Raw genomic sequence first — 319 nt, 5'->3', positions numbered from 1 at the left:
CTTCGGCATCATTTCCCTCGATGAACTCACCCAGCGCCGGTTGTCCGACCTCGCCGGCTGCACCCTGTCCGCCTGGCGTCTGCTTGAGCGCTTCGATCACGCGCAACCGCAGGTACGCGTATACAACCCCGATTACGAGCGCCACGGCTGGCAGTCGACCCACACCGCCGTCGAAGTGCTGCACCACGACCTGCCGTTCCTGGTGGATTCGGTCCGCACCGAGCTGAACCGTCGCGGCTACAGCATCCATACCCTGCAAACCACCGTCCTGAGCGTGCGTCGCGGCAGCAAGGGCGAGTTGCTGGAAATCCTGCCGAAG

General features: G+C 64.3%; 1 protein-coding gene. It reads left to right on the top strand.

Going from position 1 to position 319, the window contains the following annotated elements; all coding sequences use genetic code 11:
- A partial coding sequence (locus tag OC610_RS29115) for an NAD-glutamate dehydrogenase (protein ID WP_264433307.1) occupies positions 1-319 on the top strand: 319 nt, incomplete at both ends.

The sequence above is a fragment of the Pseudomonas agronomica genome (genome assembly GCF_025917275.1).
Classification (GTDB): Bacteria; Pseudomonadota; Gammaproteobacteria; order Pseudomonadales; family Pseudomonadaceae; genus Aquipseudomonas; species Aquipseudomonas agronomica.
The sequence above is the reverse complement of the archived record's forward strand: the minus strand, read 5'-3'. Positions and strand labels throughout refer to the sequence as shown.